This window comes from Clostridium sp. OS1-26, assembly GCF_030915445.1.
Classification (GTDB): Bacteria; Bacillota; Clostridia; order Clostridiales; family Clostridiaceae; genus Clostridium_AM.
The window spans coordinates 2,304,544-2,323,931 of record NZ_CP133264.1 but is presented as its reverse complement, the minus strand read 5'-3'; the positions used below and the strand labels follow the sequence as shown (position 1 = coordinate 2,323,931).

Below are 19,388 nucleotides of genomic sequence, written 5' to 3'. Positions count from 1 at the left end.
CATTAAAAACTCCTACTTAATTAAGTAGGAGTTTTTAATGTTTTAGTTTATATTAACTAAATCTATTATACTATAATAAAATACTAAATTATACCTAAATATTATTAGGCACTTTTACTTATTTCATCTTTCATATTCTCTTCAATTGTAATTACATTTTCTTCTTTCTTACTTTCACATACTTGAAACTCACTTACAAGTTTAAGAAGCTCCTCAGCACCTTCTGCATTTTTTGAAGACTGAGCTGCAATATGATCAGTTCTGCTGCTAATTTTATTTATGTTTTCAGATATAAGTCCAGAAGCTCCTGCACATTCCCCTACTGTAACTGTTAATGACTCCATATTTTCAGTTATGTTTTCTATAGATTGATACATTTCTTCTGATAGAATTGAAAACCTTTCTACTATATTTTGTATGGTTTCTCCATCATTTTTATAATCTTCACTTATATTTATCACTTTTTCATAATCATCAAGTACTGTATTTTTCATAATATCTAGTATAAATTCTGCAGAATCTGACAAGTGGCAAACTGCGGCTAAAACTCCTCGTATATTTTTTTGAATATCTGACACGACAACAGCAGACTGCTCAGCTAACTTCCTTACCTCACCTGCAACAACTCCGAATCCTTTTCCATTTTCGCCAGCTCTTGCAGCTTCAATAGCAGCATTTAAAGCTAATATGTTTGTTTTTTTAGATATTTCTCTTATTTGCTCCGTCATAACGGAAATATTCTCAACAACCTTAATATCCTGTAATGCATCACTCAATTTTTCTTTAGACATTACATAACTTTCTTGCATTTTGACCTTAGATTGATTTGTTTCTTTTCTCATAATAGTTGCTCTATCTTTTATTTCATTTGCTAATTTAAGTCCCTGTTGAGCTTCAACTACAGTCCTATTTATTTCCTCCTTAGCAGATACAGTTTTTGAAGTTATTTCTTCTATAAATGCTGAGGACTCCTGCATATTTGCTGTTATCTCATCTGCAGTCTCAGAAACCCTTTGTACATTTCTATGTACACTTATAAACATATCATTTATGTTCTGTACTGAATCAAGAGTATTCTTGCTTTCTAGTTTAACACAATTTATTATATTTTCTATGTTATCAATAGCATTATTTAATGCTGATGCAGTTTGTCCAAACTCATCACTTCTTAATATCTCTATCCTATGTGATAAATTACACTCTGATAGTTCTTTTGCATATTTTCTTATTTTTAAAAGAGGAACTTTTATATATTTTGATATTAACAGCCCTACGCCAACTCCTATAAGAATAAATATCAGTGTAATAGCTGCTATATCATACTTAAGTATGTTCGCCTGTTTGAATATTTCATTTTTAGGCATACTTAATGCTAGAAACCAACTAGTATTGGGAATAGGCGCATATGCCATGAACATTTCTACACTATTTTCGCTGTAAAATCCTGATCCTGTTTCTCCTTCAATCATTTTGGTTTCTAACTCAGCTAATTGCTTTAATGTTAAATCCTTTTTCACATTTTTAAGTGTATTATCTTTATTCAGAACCAGTTTCATATTTTTATGTGCTACTTTAGTTCCATCTTTATTTATTATAAAACAGAATCCGTTGTCTCCTACTTTCATCTTTTGAACTATTTCATTAAGTTTTTTCGTTGATATATTTGAAAATAATACTCCTGAAACCTTATCATCTTTATCTTTTATAGGCACAGCTACTGCAATAATTTGTTCTCCTTCAGTGTTTGCTACGGGGTCTGAAACTGCTGGTATACCGCTTAATGCTTTTTTTAGATATTCATTGTCTCTCGAAATATTTTCAATATCTATCCTTGTTTTTTCTCCATTTGAAAAGTATATTATTCCATTTAAATCCATGACATTTAAATTCACATAATTTAATCTCTGTGCCTCTGCTAAAAGCACTGGTATTTGGCTTTGAACATTCATAGATTTAATTTCAGGCCTTTCTGCTAGTACACTCATTACCTTTATGTCTTGCTCCAGTGTAGAGCTTATTAGCTTAGCTGATTCTGAGGCTTTGGACTTAAGAGATGATTCAATGGTATCACCTAATGCTTTATAAGAACTATTATAAGATACTGTACCTAGGATGCTGCATATAGCTATAATAAGAATTCCTATTTGAAGAGTTATTTTTACTGAAACACTATTTATAATCTCAGGTCTTAATATTCTTACCCTACTGGTAAATTTTTCTAATTCTTTATTATTTTTCTTTTCTTTTATAGGCTTTAAAAGTTTTAACTTTTCGTAAATATCCGAAATAGTCTTCTTAAACTTTATTTTTTTTTTCACAGCTGATCCCCCTAAATCTAAATATTAAACAATCTATTATAGATGTTAATTCTAGATTCATTTTAGCATCTCTATATTCCATCTCATACTATGATAACCATAATTTAACACAAGGTTAACTGTACTTAACATATGTAAATTTATTTTTACTTGGAATGCTAAGTAATATATAAAATATATAATATAATTACATAAAAAAAACTGAATCTATTTAAATTTCACTTTATTAAATAGCAGTTTTATAATATAATCTTTATATAAAATTAGGTAATATTTAGTATCATTTAGTATTTATTTTCAAAGAAAGGAAGTATTTAATATGCTACATTTTAAACCTCTTACAATTGAAGATAAAAAAATTTTTGATAAATACTTAGAACCATATATATATGAGACTAGTGAGTATTCATTTACTAATCTTTTTATTTGGAGAAAAGCATGTGACATACAGTACGCCATTCATAATGATGTTTTGATTATAAAGAAAACGGATTTCAATGGAAGTTATCATTTTATGCAACCTATAGGATATAAAAAAGAAAACTTGAAGGATATAATAGACTTTTTAGTTGAAAATAAACGTGAGTTTCAACTTGAGTATCTTTTTAAAGATGCAGAGGAATGGTTTATCAATGACTTTATAGATATATATGGTAAAAACACTTTCACTATATTAGACGACCGAGACAGCTTTGATTATATATATGAGAGCAGCAAACTTATAAGCTTGTCAGGCAAAAAACTCCATAAGAAAAAAAATAATTATAATCATTTTATTAAAAATTATAGTTATGAAACATCTCCTATAACAGCAGAGTTAATACAACCTTGTATAAAAGCTGCCCGTGAATGGTGTCATAAACATATTTGCAAAGGATATTTGCTATATGAATTAAGGGCAATAGAAGAACTTTTAAAAAATAATTCCATATTAAATTTTGAAGGTATGGTCGTATTTATTGATAACAAAGTTTCTGCTTTTACTATAGGAGAAAAAGTTAACAAAGATATGGCAATAATTCATATAGAAAAGGCAGATTCGGACATTAGAGGATTATATAATTTTATAAATAAAGCATTTGTTGATACTTATTTTAGCGATGTGCCTTTTATAAATAGAGAGCAGGATCTTGGGATTGAAGGTCTAAGAAGTGCAAAGGAATCCTATATTCCAATAAAGCTAGCAAAAAAATTTATTGTACAGTAATCTTTATTGAAATAAGAAGTAAACAAGAGGTGAAGACTGCATTTTGTATATAATTAAACTTATTTAAGTTATTAAATTAATTGTATATTAGTTTTTGAATAATAGTCTGTGTACTTCCTTGGATATATATTTAGAAGCATATTTTGGCAGGAGTTTACACAGGCTATTTTGTTTATTTTAAGTGTTATAATTCACCAAGTTAATTAGTCAAGTTGTTTGCAATCTCCATAATCTTCTTTACACTATCATCTAAGCCATTCATTGACGCTGTAATTTCTTCTGTAGCTGCTGCTTGATTTTGTGAAAGTGTATCAAGCTCTCCTATTTTTTTTATTACTATGTTAACTATATAAGATATTGATAAAAGTTTTTTAGATATTTCCTGAACGTTTCCACTAGTATCTTGAGCCAATTTACGAACTTCATTGGCGACTACAGCAAAGCCACGCCCGGCATCTCCAGCTCTAGCTGCTTCTATAGCTGCATTTAATGCTAATAATCTAGTTTGATCAGCTATTCCTTTAATTAATGCAATCACATCACTTATAGCATTTAATTCATTTTGAGCTTGAACTGAATTTATAGAAAGCTGATCCATTGCTGTAGCTATATTACTGGCGTTCATTGCAATCCCTTCAGAAGCTTCTTTAGTTTGAGCAGATGTTTCACTAAGCTGTGATGAAGTTTCTCTTAATATTTCCTGCTTAACTATAGGAGATGTAATTGTTATTCCTCCTATAATTACATTTCCGCTTTTTATTGGGATTCCCATGCCTATGTAAGGAGCTCCAAAAGGAGAGATTTCCTTACTAAATTGATGAAAAACACGTTTTTTACTTCTCAATACCTCATTAATAATAGTTTTTGATTTGATTAAATCTCCTACTTTAATTCCAAGCTTCATGTCCTTTGATTCGTAATATGCTATTACTTTTTCCACGTCATATACCGTTACGGTGCTATTGCCATCAAAAAGCTCATATATATATTTTGCACTATCTATTACAGTAACATATAGTTCTTTATCATCATTTGAGTTAAATTTATCATTCATTATTTAATCTCCTCGGTATAATAATTTAATATAAACTATCATAAAAAATTTTGACTACATGTACAAAAAAGTTTATAAACAAAGAGCTAAGCCTTGAATATCAGAGCTTAGCTCTTTGTTTTAATTAACTTAGAAACTTTCTAAACAAAAGCTATTTTATACAATTAAAATAGTAAATCTAGCTGATTATACGAAGTGGAATATACTTTGTAACAATATAAGGATAAAGCATGTTCCTGATTTTAACAGAGTAATTGCAAAAATATCTTTATATGACTGTTTATGAGTTAAGCCTGCAATTCCTAAAAGAGTAATAACTGCACCGTTATGTGGTAATGTGTCCATTCCACCTGAAGCCATAGAAGCAACACGGTGAAGCAACTGAGGGCTTAAACCAGTTCTAGCAGCCCAATCCATGTATTGTTTGCCGAACATGTCTAAAACAATACTCATACCACCTGAAGCTGAACCTGTCACACCTGCTAGAACATTGACACTAACTGCTTCAGACAATAACGGACTACCATTAGGATTAATATTTATTAAAGCATGAGCAATAGATTTAAATCCTGGAAGAGATTTTATAACATTTCCAAAACCAACTTCAGATGCAGTATTCATAACTGCTAATAGAGAACCTATAGCTCCAGCATTAATAGCTTTTGCTAAATTGCCTTTTATACCTTTTGGATTGATAGAAAAAGCAAGTATAATACCAACAACAAGTGCTATTATAAGCGCCCAGTTATTCATTGTACCAACAACACCTGTACTAGCAATACCATAAGGAGCCTTGGTTACCCAAGCCATAATGTCCCATTTAGGGAAAACCATCTTTTGTAATATTAAAGTTATAACAAGTACTGAAACTAATGGTAAACCTGATATTAAAGGATTTGGTAAATTTGTATCTTCAACAAGCACTGGTTCATTAATGTGATTTTCTCCATAACCTTCTCCAGCTGCTTGAGCTTTACGTTTACGCCACTCTAAGTAAGCTATACCACCAAATAAAACTAGGATGGATCCTAATATTCCAAAAACAGGTGCGGCATAAAGGTCTGTGTTAAAAAATTTCATTGGAATTGAGTTCTGAATTTGTGGTGTTCCTGGAATGGCATCCATTGTAAATGTGAAAGCTCCTACAGCTATCGTTGCTGGTAAAAGCCTTTTTGGTATGTCTGCTTCTTTGAATATAGAAGCTGCAAAAGGATAAACAGCAAAAGCTACAACGAAAAGACTTACTCCACCGTAAGTAAGAATAGCTGCTGATAAAATTACTGCAACCATTGCTCTATCTTTTCCTAACTTTCCTACAATAGCTTTAGCTATAGATTTAGCTGCTCCAGATTGTTCCATAGCTTTGCCAAATATTGCTCCCAATAAGAAGAACGGGAAGTATATTTTTACATAGTTTCCCAAGTTAGGCAGAAATATTTCCGTGTATGTTGGCATAAGAGCCATTCCAGATAAAAGTGCCGCTAGTAATGCGAAAATAGGGGCAAATACTATAACCGAGAATCCCCTATAGGCTAAAAAGATTAATAATCCTAGAGCTAAAATAATTCCTATAACGCCCATTAATAAAACCTCCATTTAATTTATACTCTTGTGTATATCTTTTATGAAACTCCTTCTCCTTCGTCGAATGAGTACACGCTGTGTAAGCGATTCACTTCAAATCAGAGATTTGAGTTCTCTGCTTAAGATTTTGGATGCCTGCTTATCTAATTTTTATTCCCATTAATTCTTCCTTAAAGATTCTCTCATCCATACCTTTTAAATTAGAAGATATTATTGGCTTAAATTCCATGTGATTTAGTATATCTTTCTCTAAATCGATTCCTGGAGCAATCTCTTCTAAAACTAATCCATCTTTAGTTAATCTAAATACTGCTCTTTCAGTAATATAAAGGACGGGTTGTCCAATGTTCGCTGCATATTCTCCGCTAAATGTAATCTGTTCAACAGTATTTACGAACTTATTTGATTTTCCTTCTTTTTCAATTACTAATTCACCATCTGCAACACTTATCTTTAATCCACCTGCAGTGAAGGTTCCACAATATACAACTTTTTTAGCATTTTGAGTTATATTAATAAAACCACCGCAGCCTGCAATTTTAGGTCCAAACTTACTAACGTTTACATTTCCAACTTTATCACATTGTGCTAATCCTAAAAAGGCTACATCAAGGCCGCCTCCATCATAAAAATCAAATTGGCTAGCTTGATCTAATATAGATTCTGGATTTGTAGATGCTCCAAAACTTAAACCTCCTGCAGGTACGCCACCAATTCCTCCTGCCTCTACAGTTAAAGTCATCTCATCTCCAATTCCCTCTTCATTGGCTACTATTGCTACTCCCTCTGGTACACCAATTCCTAAGTTTGTAACTGAATTCGGCATAAGTTCCATAGCTGCTCTTCTAGCTATTATTTTTCTTTCATTAAGCGGTAATGGGTCTAATGAATCTACAGGAACTTTAACTTCTCCAACATAGCATGGATTATAACTCTCACCAAAAGTCTGCATGTGGTTTTCTGGTGTTCCAACAACTATTGCATCTACATATATCCCTGGTATTTTTACTTTTCTTGGATCTAGCGTTCCTTTTGCTACAATCTTTTCGACTTGTAAAATAACTAATCCACCTGAGTTTTTAGCTGCTTGCGCCATTGCTGTTGCATCAAGTGTTGCAGCCTCTTTTTCCAAAGTTGCATTCCCATCTTCATCTGCATATGTAGCTCTTAAAAGTACGACATTGATAGGAAAAGCTTTGTACAATAAATACTCTTTATCTTCAATTTTAACTACCTTTACTATATCCTCAGTAGTAATCTCATTTAACTTTCCACCCTCAATTCTAGGATCAACAAACGTTTTCAAACCAACGTGAGTTAATGTTCCTGGTTTTCCAGCGGCAATATCTCTAAACATATGTGATATAGTGCCTTGTGGCAAGTTATACGCTTTTATCTTGTTTTCTAAAGCTAATTTTTGAAGCTTTGGTGCTAATCCCCAATGTCCTCCTATTACTTTGCCTAACAACCCTTCATGTCCAAGATGGTTTAACCCTCTCTCCTTACTGTCACCTTGCCCTGCTGCATAAACTAATGTTAAGTTTTTAGGAGTTTGTGTGTTTAAAAATTTCCTCTCTATTTCTATAGTAATTTCTTCTGGATGTCCACATCCAATGAAGCCACCTACAGCAACAGTATCATCATTTTTTATTAGAGCGACTGCTTGTTCTTTTGATATAACTTTAGATTTCATTTTTCTCCCTCCATGTTATAGTTATATAGTACTACTTTATACAGCAATTATCATGCCAAAACCTCTATGAACTATAGAATTATTTGTAAGTTAACAAAACTCTTAAATATCAATGTTTTTAGAATATTTATTATTCAATTAATTTAACACGCAAAAAATAAACAAATAATTAGTGTATATTTTATATACACTAATTATTTGTTGTTTCCATATTGCTTTTATTTTGCAAGCTTTATGATCGGCTATTTTATTTACATGTATTTTTTTTATACATAGTTTTTAACACCTTTAAAATTTATTTTAGACTAAATTTTCTAGTTTATATTCTTCTATTTTCTTATATAACCCAGCTCTACTTATACCTAATATTTTAGCTGCTTTATTCTTATTCCAATTAGTCTCCTTAAGACACTCAAGAATAACTTCTTTTTCTACCTCTTCAACAATGACTTTCAAATACTTACTTTTATTACTATACCGTTTGAATTTATTTTTTGTCAGCCTTTCAGATAGGTGTTCTAATTTAATAACTATATCTGAGTCTAATAAATTTATTGCTCTTTCAATAACATTTTCGAGCTCTCTGATGTTTCCAGGCCAATCATAGTTAATTAGACAGTCTAATGCCTCCTTAGATATTCCCTCTACATATACCCCTAATCTACTTGCAACCTTAATTCTAAGTGCATTAACTAGCTTAGGTATATCCTCTTTTCTTTCTCTTAAAGGAGGTACTGAAATTTTCATTACATTAAGTCTATAATATAAATCCTCTCTAAATTTTCCTTCTTTAATGCTGTTTTCAAGATCTTTATTAGTAGCAGCTATTATTCTAACATTGATCGACTTTAGCGTATTGCCACCCACTCTTTCAATCTCTTTTTCTTGAATGACTCTTAATAGTTTTACCTGCATATCCATAGGCATGTCACCTATTTCATCTAAAAATATAGTTCCGCCGTCAGCTAATTCGAATTTACCCTTTTTGCCGCCTTTTTTGCCCCCGTAAAGGCTCCCTCTTCATAACCAAATAACTCTGCTTCTAGTAGTTCTGAAGGTATCGCTGCACAATTTATCTTTACAAATGGTGCTAAATACCTTTTACTTGCATTATGAATGGAATGAGCAAATAGTTCTTTCCCTGTTCCACTTTCTCCAATTATTAGAACATTTGAATTAGTATTTGCAACCTTTTTTACTAAAGATTTTACTTCCTTTGTTTTAGGTGAATCTCCTATTATATTTTCAATTGAATACTTAGCTTTTCTTTCTTTGTCAAGTTCATTCTTGTAAAATTCAACTTCTTTTTCTAAATTATTTAATTTTTTACTAAGAGAATGAAAATCACTAATATCTTTAAATACTACCTTTCCTATCGCACCAATAACTTTATCATCTTTCTTTAGTGGAACACGCATAGCAATCATTTTATTTCCTTTTATCTCCTGAACTTCTCCTATTTCTGCTACACCTGATTTTATAACTTCACTCATCCTTGTATTTTCTATTACTTCGTCTACTAGCTTTCCTTCAGGATTACTACAACCTACAAACTCTTTATAGGCTTTACTCATCATAGTAATAATGCCTTTTTCATCTGTTACTACTATCCATTCGTTAAAGGTATTTATTATAGTATCTAAAATATCAATATATGATTTATCTGCATTTAACTCTTCCTGCATTTTTTTATGATTAGTAATATCATAAAAAATAGCTATAGCTCCTTTTGGCTCCTCCTCTGACATTATGCTAATTCTATTTGTTATAAATTCTCTTCCATTAGTTATAAATTTCTGATTAATTTCATTTTTACGATTTTCTAACACTCTAGGTAAATTTGTTTCAGGTATAATTTCCTCAATATGTAACCCCATACTGTTTTCAGCATCGATTCCTAACAACTTTTCCGCCATTTTGTTAATGACAAATATAATTCCTGTATTATCAACCCCTATCACAGCCTCATTTATATTCTCTACAATAGACTGAAAGCATTCCTTGAAAAACATAAAACATCCCTCTCTTAAACCACATTCTATAGATTTAATTATAGCTACGTCATTTAATTTGTAATTCTTAGTACTGTTGTAATAGATATTGTAATAAATCCTCTAAGCAAGAAAAATTCATACTAATATTATATCATTAAATAAAAATTGGGACTATATTTTCAACATAGCCCCAATTTATATCTTATAATTTATAAAGTTGTTTAGAATTTTCTCTAAGTATTTTCTTAGCTATAACTATAGCTGTTTCTTCATTTATTATTTCATCATCAATCATACTTTCAAGCGCTAAATAAACTGCGTACCTAGCAGCTTTAGCGCAGGTATATAGATATCTTTCACCCCAAAGCAAATCTGATCCATATAACAACTTATTCCATAAAACCGGTTTTTCCAGCCAAGTTCTAAGCATTTTTGCTATAATTTTAGGATGATTTGCGAACATTATTCTCCCTGAGAAATCTATATATACATTATTTGGAGTAAGTCCTCCTAGTGCCAAAGTTTCGGCGTTTGTAAACCTAGGATATCCTCCATGTAGAATTACTATTTTAGAATTCTTTAGCTCCTCATCTTCTAAGATATTTGATAGATTTAGTGGATCAAAATAGTTAACATAGTTATCTGTTATAGCAAAGTGAAATTGTACAGGCATATCTAATTCTAGTATTTTTCTCATAATAGTCCAAACCATTAAATCCTGTAATTTATTGTAAGCACTTATGTTCCCGGCTTTAGCTTTTTGATATAATTCTTCTCCACATTTTAGGTTAATATTTTCAAAGTAAGTGCTTCTAGCATAAGCTATGCTGAATTTAAATCCAACTACCCCTTCTTTTACATAACCTTCCAGTACTCTATGGATGAATTTAATATAGTTTTCATATCCTTTTTCTTCATACCCATATTTTTGTTTTAATTTCTCAAGCAAATATTCATAGGAACCTATAAAAGATTTACCTAAAGTTCTTTCTTTTAAATAAGTGTTATCAAAAGGGAACACCAATCCATCTATAGAAGGTATAAATTTAATGCTATCTTTATTTTTTATTTTATCAGGAATAACATAATTAGCTATGAGAGCTTCCACTCCAGCCTCTTCCATTACTTTATCCATTAACTTATTTAAATCTTTTCTTCTTTCATCGTATTTTATTTGTAATTTCTCCATATTCTCTGTATTATCAATATCTTCTTTGCTAAAACCATAAAACTTTTCATAAGCCTCATAATGAAGTTGTTCTAAATAAGGAAACCCATTGCTGATCTCCTTTGGTGTTTTAAAAGTATCTACAGCAAAAGCTACTCTTTTTTCTTGTGGTATCCCTTCAAAAAATTCTGCAAAACCTGGATGTCCATGATCATCAATTATTTTTATATTGTCTATAATTTCTCTAAGGTTTTTATACATTACTGTCATCTCCATTTATTTTTTTATAACTTACTTCTACCACTATAAGTTATAAGTACTAAATTCTAACGTAATATATGTTAGTCTGCAGAATTCATTTTTAATATAGTACTACCTATAACCATGTTTAAAACTTCACTAGTTCCTACACCTATATCTATAAGTCTACCATCTCTATAAAATCTCTCTACTTCATTATTCCTTACATATCCATGTCCGCCCATTATCTGAATAGCTTCATAACAAATTATATTTACAGTTTCACCAATAAATACTTTTGCAACAGAAGCCTCCATAGAATAATCCTTATGACTGTTTCTTACTTCACAGGTCTTTTTGAAAAGTGCTTTAGAGGCTTCTAGCTTTATATACATGTTTGAAATCTTGCTCTGAATAGAATATAAGCTACTTATTGGTTTACCAAAAGCTATACGATTATTAGAATGTTGAATTGCCTTATTAAGCGCAGCTTCACTTATTCCTATTCCAATTGCACACATACCTAATCTTCCACCAACTAATCCATCCATGGCAATTTTAAATCCCTTGTTTTCTTCTCCTAGCATATTTTCGGAGGGTATCCTGCATTCCTTTAATACAAGATCTGTAGTTATTGAACTTCTGCATCCCATTTTGTCAATAACATTTGTTATTTCCATTCCCTTTGTGCCTTTTTCGAGAATAAATAGGCTTATACCCTTAGCTCCTTTTTCTTCATCAGTTTTGCAAGCTATAATATAAATATCCGCCAAGCTACCATTAGTACAGAAATATTTCTTTCCATTTAATATATAGAAACCTTCATCCTTTAATGCAGTTGCTCTTATGCCCGCTGCATCTGAACCAGCAGTTGGTTCACTTATTGCATAAGCTGCAATTTTATTTCCTTCTACAAGGTCTTTTAAATATTTTCCCTTTTGTCTTTCTGTTCCGTATTTTAGTAATACATCTGCTGCCATCCAATGAACTGCATATAACAACCCAATACCAGCACTGTATTTTGAAATTTCTCTTATAATTCCAAAGGAAGTTTCATAATCTAATTCTAGCCCTCCATATTCTTTTGGATAATGCATTGAAAATAGTTTGAGCTCTCTCATAGGTTTTAAGATTTTCTTTGGAAATTCACTAACCTCATCCAATTGTTTTGCTATAGGCTTAATGTACTTTTCACAAAACTCTCTAACATCTAGAAATAACATTTCCTTGTTTATATCCATAACACCACATCCTAATTCTTATTTCAAATTCATTTCCTTCAAATTTTCAGAAACAATAAAATCTGCTTCAGTTATCGATTTTATATCATCTACTGTCAATCCTGGAAATACTTCTCTTAAAATTAACCTGTTATCCTCTACATCAAATACAGCCTTATCTGTAATAATTGTTTTTACACAATTCTTCCCTGTTAAAGGCAATGTGCATTTTTTTACTATCTTTGAATTTCCTTTTTTATCAGTATGAACAAGAGCTGCTACAATTTTTTTAGTTCCATAGGTTAATTCCATAGCTCCACCGATACCTGGCCACCATAAATCATTTCTTTTGGTTGCCCAATTAGCTACATTTCCATATTGATCTACCTCTAGTGCACCTAAAACCGTTGTATCTACATATCCCTTCCTCATAGCACCTAATGATACATTTAGAGGCATTATTGCTGCGCCTTTTGGTAGAGTTATTGGTTCTGACCCTGCATTTGCCATATCAGAATCTGCATTGTCATAACTTGGTTTAGGTCCAAAACCAAAAATACCATTTTCTGAATGAAGTATTATTTCTACCCCATCTGGAAGATAGTTAACAGCTTGCGTTGGTATTCCAAAACCTAAATTTACAACCTCTCCATTTTTAAATTCTTGTGCTGCTCTTCTTGCAATTATTTCTCTAACATCCATGATTACTCCCCCTTTATTATTCATTCTTGCTTAATTTACCTTTGGAAAGCCACATTTTTCTATAAACATCTTGCTGTTCTTCTAAAGAATGTCCTTGCACTACTGCATTTACAAATACTCCAGGAGTTCCAACACATTCTGCTGGTATCGTTCCAACTGGAACTATTTCATTAACTTCAGCAATTGTGTATTTTCCTGCCATTGCAATCTCTGGATTATTATTTAAACCAGTATATCTGTACTGGAGATTTCCAAGCTCGTCTGCCCTCCATGCTTTTACTATTGACACTTCAGCTGTAAGAGCAGGTTCTACAAAGCAATCTACTCCGTCTACATTAACAACCTTCTTAGGTTCTTTTCGGAGAGGAAACAACTCTGGGTCATCTAATATACCAACGCCAACTGGCACTAGCACTCCCGGAAGTCCCACTGCTCCAGCGCGGACTTTTTCCATCCATGTACCCATAGGATAGAATTCCTCTACTATTAAATTACCTTCTAGATACTCTTTTGTAGATTCTGAAGTTGTTCCTACATGACTTGAAATAAGCTCTTTTACCATTTTATTTTTATATAACATAGCTTTCCCAAAGCCATCTAATCCGGGTGCAACAGCAATTAAGGTTAAATCCTTTACACCTATTTCAATTAATTTTTCAATACATTTTAATGGTGATCCTACATCAAGGAATCCTCCCATCATTAATCTTGTACCATCTTTGACAATACTTAGAGCTTCATCAATTGACATTATTTTTGATTTCACTTTAAAACCCCCTCTTGAAAACATTTTCTCTTATAACTTTAGCAATTAACATGCCATAATCTTCATAGTACATGCAGCGCAGCTTACAAGCCCTGCAAGCTCAACTTTGATCAATTTTTACTTGGTTAAGAATTTTTAATAATAGTTATTTATTCTTATTGACGATAAAAATGTCCCCAAAATGTACATAACAATGTACACTTTGGGGACATTAGGGACAATAGCTACAAATTTATATTCAATCTTTTTAGTTTTTTATATAGTACAGATCTATGCATGTTCAGCATCTTAGCAGTCTTTGATTTATTTCCATTACATTTTTCTATAGCTTCAATTATAATCTCAGTTTCTGTTTTATCAATAATTTCATTATAGTCTTTTAGCGAAATCTTATTTGCATTTTTCTTATCTACCATACTATCCTCTTTATCCCATGGTTTTTCAGGTAACTTCGTTACATCTATAATCTCCTCATCACTATAGTTAATCGCTAGTTCTAAAAAATTTTCCAATTCTCTTACGTTTCCCGGCCAATTATAACTTTTTAATAGTTCCATAGACTTATTTGTTATTCCTATTGCATCTGAACTCAGTTTTTTATTTATTTTCGCTAAGAGGGCCTTAACATATAGAGGTATATCCCCTTTTATTTCTCTTAGAGCTGGCATTCTTATTTCTAATACTTTAAGTCTATAATATAAATCTTCTCTAAATTTATTTTCCTTAACTAAGTTCTCTAGACTTTTATTAGTGGCGGAAATAATTCTAATATCTACAGAAATGATCTTTGTTCCGCCTATTCTTTCGATTTGTTTATCTTGAATTGCCTGTAGTAACTTTGCCTGCATATACAACGGCATATCACCAATTTCATCTAAGAATATAGTTCCACCTCTAGCTAATTCAAATTTACCCGCTTTGCCTGACCTTCTTGCTCCAGTAAAAGCTCCTTCCTCATAACCAAAAAGCTCTGATTCTAATAAAGCATCCGGAATAGCTGCACAGTTTATTTTTACAAATGGCGCATCTCTTCTTATAGATCTACTGTGTATAGCCTCTGCAATTAGACTCTTACCAGTACCGCTTTCCCCTGTAATCAAAAGATTTGAAGTAGACCTTGCAGCTCTCCTTGCAAGTTTTTTAGTAAATAGCATTTCGCTTGACTCTCCGATTATATCCATACAAGTATGCAATTGAGTACTATTACTGTTACAGTAATTTATACCAGCTATTTTTTTACTAACTTCTTTTGCTATAATCATATTAGGAAATAGAGTTTTCAAAACTGCTCCAATGGTTTTACCATGTTCCTTTAAAGGATATCTGCCTATAACAAACTCTTTATTATTTAACCTTAATATCTCCCCCCATTGAGAGGAGTCTTGAACTATAGTATCGTAAAGTCTGCAGTTTGGAATTACATCATTGATCTTCTTGCCAATAATTTGCTCTTCTGAAAGTCCAAATATATTTAAAAAGAATGAGTTGCAAAAGAACACCTCTCCTCTTATATCTATAGCTAACAATCCCTGAAAATGATTCTCAGAGCATTCATTGTTTAATAAATTTTCTACTATAGATATGTTTTTAACATATCTACCTTTACATTCCATAGTTACCACCTCTTTTACATAATTATACTATATTTTTTGCAATATCTAAAGAAAGCTAAAATAGCAAAAATCTCTCTGCATTTATTCTACAAAGAGATTTTATAACTTTTTTAATTAATTCATTTCTTTAATTTGAGCTACAAGTTCAGGAATAACCTTCTTATAATCTCCAACTAATGCAAGATCAGCTACCTTCATTATAGAAGCATCTGCATCTTTATTTATAGCTATAATGTAATCACTATCCTGCATTCCAGCTAAATGCTGTATTGCTCCTGATATACCACAAGCTATATAAAGATTTGGTCTAACTGTCTTACCTGTTTGTCCAACTTGATATGCTTTATCTAACCATCCGTTGTCTATAGCCGCTCTTGATCCAGCTACTATTCCACCTAAAGCATCAGCAAGGTCTTTTAGTACTTCAAAGCCTTCTTTATTTCCTATTCCTCTTCCACCAGCAACTATTATCTTAGCTTCTCCAATATCCATGCAATCCTTACAAGCTTTAACTACTTCTAACATTTCAGTTCTTATGTCTGCTTCAGTTAATCCTGCAGCTACCTTTTGGATTTCTCCAGTTCTTGATGTATCCTTAGCTAACTTTTCAAATACCCCAGGTCTTACTGTAGACATCTGTGGTCTGTGGTCTCCACAAACTATTGTAGCCATTAGGTTTCCACCAAAGGCAGGTCTTGTCATAAGTAAGTTTTTGTTTTCTGGATCTATATCAAGAGATGTACAGTCTGCTGTTAGTCCTGTAGCAAGTCTTGCTGCCACTCTTGGAGCTAAATCTCTTCCCATGAAGGTAGCACCAACTAATATTGCTTCTGGTTTTATATCCTTTGCTAAATCACATATAATTTTTGTGTATCCATCTGTAGTAAAGTGCTTTAAAAGCGGGCTGTCTGCATATATTACCTTGTCTGCTCCATATGCTACTAACTCTTTTGCTATATCATCTATATCACTTCCAAGTAAAAGAGCTGTTAGTTCAACTCCTAACTTATTTGCTAATTCTCTACCTTTTCCTAATAACTCTAAGGATACCTTTTGAAGCTTTCCTTCTCTTTGCTCAGCAAATACCCATACGCCTTTATAATCTGCTATATTCATTGTAACTACCTCCTAGATATAGTGTTTTTCTTTTAATTTTGAAACTGCATATGCTGCTGCTTCTTTTGCTGGTAGGTTCACTAATTCACCTTGTCCCTTTGCTTCCTTAGTCATTGACTTCTTAACCTTTGTTGGTGATCCAGCTAATCCAAGAAGAGATCTGTCTACATCTATATCAGCTGCACTCCATACTTTTATTTCTTTCTTGTATGCATCAAATATATTTGCCATATGCATATATCTTGGTTCATTTAATTCTTTTATAGCTGTTAAAAGCACTGGAGTTTTAACCTTTATTACTTCGTACCCATCTTCCCATGCTCTTTGTACTTTTAAGGAATCTCCCTCAACCTCTACTTTTTCTACATAAGTGATTTGCGGGATGTTTAAATGCTCAGCTATTTCTGGACCAACCTGTGCTGTATCTCCATCTATAGCCTGTCTTCCTGCAAATACTATGTCATAGTCTAGTTTTTTTAGTGCTCCTGCTAGTGCATTTGATGTTGCCAATGTATCTGCTCCTGCAAAGGCTCTGTCTGATATAAGTATCGCTTCATCTGCTCCCATAGCTATTGCTTCTCTTAAAGCTGCTTCTGCCTGTGGTGGCCCCATACTTATTATAGTAACTTTGGCTCCTACCTTTTCTTTTAATACAAGTGCTTCTTCTAAAGCATTTTTATCATCTGGGTTTATTATTGATGGAACTCCTTCTCTTATAAGGGTTCCTGTCTTTGGATCTATTTTAACTTCTGTTGTATCTGGAACTTGTTTTAAACAAACTACTATATTCATTAATGTTGTCCTCCTTGTCTATTCTTATCTAAATATGCTTCCTGAGATAACCATTTTCTGAACCTGTGAAGTTCCTTCGTAGATTTCAGTTATCTTAGCATCTCTCATCATTCTTTCAACTGGATATTCTTTTGTATATCCATATCCACCAAATAACTGGACAGCCTTAGTTGTTACTTCCATAGCAATATCTGCTGCAAATAATTTAGCTCTTGCTGCATCTACAGAATACGGAAGTCCAGCATCTTTCTTACATGCTGCTTTGTATACTAAGTGTTTTGCTGCTTCGATCTTTGTATCCAATTCAGCCACTATCCAAGATAGTCCTTGGAATTTATCTAAGGATCTGCCGAACTGTTTTCTTTCTTTCATATAAGCTACCGCTTCATTGAAGGCACCTTCTGCTATTCCTAACGCTTGAGCTGCTATACCAATTCTTCCTCCATCAAGAGTGCCCATAGCAACACCAAAGCCTTTTCCTTCCTTGCTTAATAAGTTTTCCTTTGGTACTATACAGTCTTCAAATATAAGCTCAGTAGTTGAAGATGCTCTAATTCCCATCTTTTCTTCTAATTTACCTATTGAGAAACCTTTAAACCCTTTCTCAACTATAAATGCTGAAATTCCCTTTGTGCCCTTACTTCTGTCTGTCATAGCAAATACTATGAAAATATCAGCTGCTCCACCGTTTGTTATGAATATTTTTTGGCCATTGATTATATAGTTATCTCCATCAAGTACTGCTGTAGTTTGCTGCCCTGAAGCATCTGTTCCTGCGTTTGGCTCCGTTAAACCAAAGGCTCCTAACTTTTCACCCTTTGCAAGAGGTATTAAGTATTTTTGCTTATGCTCTTCAGTACCATATTTATCAATTACTGAAGCACATAGTGAAGTGTGAGCTGAAAGAATAACTCCAGTAGTACCACAAATCTTTGATAACTCTTCAACTGCTAATATATATGAAAGAGTGTCTCCACCGGCTCCGCCATATTCTCTAGAAAATGGTATACCCATCATTCCGTATTTAGCCATCTTTTTCACTGTTTCCATAGGGAACCTTTCAGTTTCATCAATTTCTGCTGCTAACGGCTTAACTTCATTCTCAGCAAACTCTCTTACCATTTGTTGCACTAATTGTTGTTCCTTTGACAATGTAAAATCCATAATTGGTCCTCCTCTTGATTTTTAGATAGATATTTAATTGTTTGTTAATAATCAAACGATTTTTATATATTAATTTTGCTTTATTTTATATTTTACCTATATCAGATTGACTTTAGCGATGTCTATTTGGAAGGGTTCAATCTTATATAGGTAAAATATAATTAACTAATCTATTTAAATTTTATTTAAGAATAGCTATTCAGAAACTTTTTTAGGAGGCATAACTAATGCTTCTCCATCTACAACAACTTTTCCATTTTGATTAGTACAAACAGTTCTTAGTTTAACTCTATTTTTCTCTATATTCATTTCTATAACTTCTACTTCTGCTTTAATTGTATCTCCAATATAAACTGGTGCAGTAAACTTAAGTTGTTGTCCCATATAAATTGTTCCTGGTCCAGGAAGGTGCATACCAAGACAAGCTGAAATAAAACCAGAAACTAATATTCCATGTGCAATTCTGCTCTTAAACATTGTTTTTTCTGATGCAGCTTGATTTACGTGTGCTGGATTTAAGTCTCCAGTAATTCCCGCAAATAAATATACATCTGTTTCGGATATAGTCTTTTCAACAGAAACCTTATCTCCAACTTTTATTTGATCAATTGTTAAACCTTGCATGATTTTACCTCCTAAGTTTTAATACATAGTAGAAGAAAGATAACGTATACCTTTGTTTAATTATTCAAGATGGCTGTATATTTTAGAATAACAGTTAGTCAAATCATATACTTGTCCAACTTCTACTATGATA

At 32.2% G+C, this 19,388-nt stretch carries 14 protein-coding genes and 1 pseudogene; 1 reads left to right on the top strand and 14 read right to left on the bottom strand.

The features are described 5' to 3' along the window. Window positions 1–104 precede the first annotated feature (104 nt). Complete coding sequence (locus tag RCG18_RS11340) at window positions 105–2,318, bottom strand: methyl-accepting chemotaxis protein (protein WP_308041397.1); 2,214 nt, start codon at window positions 2,316–2,318, stop codon at window positions 105–107. Between the two features lie 319 nt (window positions 2,319–2,637). Between RCG18_RS11340 and RCG18_RS11335 the strand changes: the two genes are divergently transcribed. Next, window positions 2,638–3,525: a phosphatidylglycerol lysyltransferase domain-containing protein gene (locus RCG18_RS11335; RefSeq protein ID WP_308041396.1), complete on the top strand. Its 888-nt coding sequence runs from the start codon at window positions 2,638–2,640 to the stop codon at window positions 3,523–3,525. 199 nt (window positions 3,526–3,724) lie between these two features. Here RCG18_RS11335 and RCG18_RS11330 read toward each other — a convergent pair whose 3' ends face one another. From RCG18_RS11330 to RCG18_RS11270, 13 genes and pseudogenes are all read right to left on the bottom strand, one after another. Next, entirely contained in the window at window positions 3,725–4,579 is an 855-nt protein-coding gene (locus tag RCG18_RS11330) for a methyl-accepting chemotaxis protein (RefSeq protein WP_308041395.1), read from the bottom strand. Between the two features lie 186 nt (window positions 4,580–4,765). Further along, on the bottom strand, window positions 4,766–6,160 hold the full coding sequence (locus RCG18_RS11325) for a GntP family permease (RefSeq protein ID WP_308041394.1): 1,395 nt from the start codon (window positions 6,158–6,160) through the stop codon (window positions 4,766–4,768). A gap of 142 nt (window positions 6,161–6,302) precedes the next feature. Then, window positions 6,303–7,856, bottom strand: coding sequence for an acyl CoA:acetate/3-ketoacid CoA transferase (locus tag RCG18_RS11320; protein WP_308041393.1), 1,554 nt, complete (start codon window positions 7,854–7,856; stop codon window positions 6,303–6,305). Between the two features lie 300 nt (window positions 7,857–8,156). Further along, window positions 8,157–9,868 (bottom strand): annotated as a pseudogene (locus RCG18_RS11315) (sigma 54-interacting transcriptional regulator). A 184-nt stretch (window positions 9,869–10,052) separates the two neighbouring features. After that, window positions 10,053–11,279 (bottom strand): amidohydrolase family protein, encoded by a 1,227-nt coding sequence (locus tag RCG18_RS11310; RefSeq protein ID WP_308041392.1) that lies wholly within the window; start codon window positions 11,277–11,279, stop codon window positions 10,053–10,055. Window positions 11,280–11,359: 80 nt separating this feature from the next. Next, complete coding sequence (locus tag RCG18_RS11305; RefSeq protein ID WP_308041391.1) at window positions 11,360–12,499, bottom strand: acyl-CoA dehydrogenase family protein; 1,140 nt, start codon at window positions 12,497–12,499, stop codon at window positions 11,360–11,362. Between the two features lie 18 nt (window positions 12,500–12,517). After that, the gene (locus RCG18_RS11300; protein ID WP_308041390.1) at window positions 12,518–13,180 is read right to left on the bottom strand and encodes a 3-oxoacid CoA-transferase subunit B; all 663 of its coding nucleotides are present in this window, start codon (window positions 13,178–13,180) and stop codon (window positions 12,518–12,520) included. A gap of 16 nt (window positions 13,181–13,196) precedes the next feature. After that, window positions 13,197–13,946 (bottom strand): 3-oxoacid CoA-transferase subunit A, encoded by a 750-nt coding sequence (locus RCG18_RS11295; RefSeq protein WP_308041389.1) that lies wholly within the window; start codon window positions 13,944–13,946, stop codon window positions 13,197–13,199. A gap of 224 nt (window positions 13,947–14,170) precedes the next feature. Next, window positions 14,171–15,559: a sigma 54-interacting transcriptional regulator gene (locus RCG18_RS11290; RefSeq protein ID WP_308041388.1), complete on the bottom strand. Its 1,389-nt coding sequence runs from the start codon at window positions 15,557–15,559 to the stop codon at window positions 14,171–14,173. A 114-nt stretch (window positions 15,560–15,673) separates the two neighbouring features. Continuing rightward, window positions 15,674–16,675: an electron transfer flavoprotein subunit alpha/FixB family protein gene (locus RCG18_RS11285; RefSeq protein ID WP_308041387.1), complete on the bottom strand. Its 1,002-nt coding sequence runs from the start codon at window positions 16,673–16,675 to the stop codon at window positions 15,674–15,676. Between the two features lie 12 nt (window positions 16,676–16,687). Beyond that, window positions 16,688–17,467: an electron transfer flavoprotein subunit beta/FixA family protein gene (locus RCG18_RS11280; RefSeq protein WP_308041386.1), complete on the bottom strand. Its 780-nt coding sequence runs from the start codon at window positions 17,465–17,467 to the stop codon at window positions 16,688–16,690. A gap of 24 nt (window positions 17,468–17,491) precedes the next feature. Beyond that, window positions 17,492–18,631 carry an acyl-CoA dehydrogenase gene (locus RCG18_RS11275; RefSeq protein ID WP_308041385.1) on the bottom strand — a complete coding sequence of 380 codons (1,140 nt, stop codon included), beginning with the start codon at window positions 18,629–18,631 and terminating at the stop codon, window positions 17,492–17,494. Between the two features lie 195 nt (window positions 18,632–18,826). After that, complete coding sequence (locus RCG18_RS11270; RefSeq protein ID WP_308041384.1) at window positions 18,827–19,255, bottom strand: MaoC family dehydratase; 429 nt, start codon at window positions 19,253–19,255, stop codon at window positions 18,827–18,829. Window positions 19,256–19,388 lie beyond the last annotated feature (133 nt).

Bases quoted from the DNA above. Each gene is read 5' to 3' on its own strand.
- RCG18_RS11335 (WP_308041396.1), top strand. From the start codon at position 2,638: ATGCTACATTTTAAACCTCTTACAATTGAAGATAAAAAAATTTTTGAT.
- RCG18_RS11330 (WP_308041395.1), bottom strand. From the start codon at position 4,579: ATGAATGATAAATTTAACTCAAATGATGATAAAGAACTATATGTTACT.
- RCG18_RS11325 (WP_308041394.1), bottom strand. From the start codon at position 6,160: ATGGGCGTTATAGGAATTATTTTAGCTCTAGGATTATTAATCTTTTTA.
- RCG18_RS11320 (WP_308041393.1), bottom strand. From the start codon at position 7,856: ATGAAATCTAAAGTTATATCAAAAGAACAAGCAGTCGCTCTAATAAAA.
- RCG18_RS11310 (WP_308041392.1), bottom strand. From the start codon at position 11,279: ATGTATAAAAACCTTAGAGAAATTATAGACAATATAAAAATAATTGAT.
- RCG18_RS11305 (WP_308041391.1), bottom strand. From the start codon at position 12,499: ATGGATATAAACAAGGAAATGTTATTTCTAGATGTTAGAGAGTTTTGT.
- RCG18_RS11300 (WP_308041390.1), bottom strand. From the start codon at position 13,180: ATGGATGTTAGAGAAATAATTGCAAGAAGAGCAGCACAAGAATTTAAA.
- RCG18_RS11290 (WP_308041388.1), bottom strand. From the start codon at position 15,559: ATGGAATGTAAAGGTAGATATGTTAAAAACATATCTATAGTAGAAAAT.
- RCG18_RS11285 (WP_308041387.1), bottom strand. From the start codon at position 16,675: ATGAATATAGCAGATTATAAAGGCGTATGGGTATTTGCTGAGCAAAGA.
- RCG18_RS11280 (WP_308041386.1), bottom strand. From the start codon at position 17,467: ATGAATATAGTAGTTTGTTTAAAACAAGTTCCAGATACAACAGAAGTT.
- RCG18_RS11275 (WP_308041385.1), bottom strand. From the start codon at position 18,631: ATGGATTTTACATTGTCAAAGGAACAACAATTAGTGCAACAAATGGTA.
- RCG18_RS11270 (WP_308041384.1), bottom strand. From the start codon at position 19,255: ATGCAAGGTTTAACAATTGATCAAATAAAAGTTGGAGATAAGGTTTCT.